Raw genomic sequence first — 1,074 nt, 5'->3', positions numbered from 1 at the left:
CTCCCGGTGCGCACCGCCCTGCCCGCCCTCCACGACGCCCTCGACAGCCACGGCTGCGCCGTCCTGGCCGCCCCGCCCGGCACCGGCAAGACCACCCTCGTCCCGCTCGCCCTCGCCGGGCTCCTCGACGACGACCGCCCCACCCGCACCGTCGTCGTCGCCGAACCACGCCGCATGGCCGCCAAGGCCGCCGCCCGCCGCATGGCCTGGCTCCTCGGCGAGGAGGCCGGCGGCCGCGTCGGACACACCGTGCGCGGCGACCGCAAGGTCTCCCCCGGCACCGTCGTCGAGGTCGTCACCACCGGCGTCCTCCTCCAGCGCCTCCAGCGCGACCAGGAACTCCCCGGCACCACCACCGTCCTCCTCGACGAGTGCCACGAACGCCACCTCGACGCCGACACCGCCATGGCCTTCCTCCTCGACGTGCGCGCCGCCCTCCGCCCCGACCTGCGCATCGTCGCCGCCTCCGCCACCACCGACGCCGACGCCTGGTCCCGGCTGCTCGGCGACGCACCCGTCGTCCACGCCGAAGGCCGCCTCCACCCCGTCACCGTCACCCACGCGCCCCCGCCGCACGGCATACGGCCGCCGCACGGCATGCGCGTCGACCCCGCCTTCCTCGACCACGTCGCCGCCACCGTCCGCACCGCGCTGCGCACCACCGACGGCGACGTCCTCTGCTTCCTCCCCGGCACCGGCGAGATCGCCCGCGTCGCCGGGATGCTCGGCGACGCCGGCGCCGACGTCCTCCAACTCCACGGCCAGGCACCCACCGCCGTCCAGGACGCCGTGCTCCGCGGCGGCGACGGCACCCGGCGCCGCATCGTCCTCTGCACCTCCGTCGCCGAATCCAGCCTCACCGTCCCCGGCGTACGCGTCGTCGTCGACTCCGGCCTCGCCCGCGAACCCCGCACCGACCACGCCCGCGGACTCGGCTCCCTCACCACCGTCCGGGCCTCCCTCGCCACCGCCGCCCAGCGCGCCGGACGCGCCGGACGCGAAGCCCCCGGCACCGCCTACCGCTGCTGGAACGAGGCCGAGGACACCGCCCGGCCCCGCTTCCCCTCCCCCGAG

The 1,074-nt window shown here is 77.4% G+C and carries 1 protein-coding gene; it reads left to right on the top strand.

Annotated features, from left to right (window positions below; all coding sequences use genetic code 11):
• Window positions 1-1,074, top strand: a 1,074-nt coding sequence (locus PV350_RS46675) for a helicase-related protein (protein WP_500339317.1), incomplete at both ends; no start/stop codon positions are given.

Source organism: Streptomyces sp. PA03-6a (assembly GCF_033792765.1).
Lineage (GTDB): Bacteria > Actinomycetota > Actinomycetes > Streptomycetales > Streptomycetaceae > Actinacidiphila.
The sequence above is the reverse complement of the archived record's forward strand: the minus strand, read 5'-3'. Positions and strand labels throughout refer to the sequence as shown.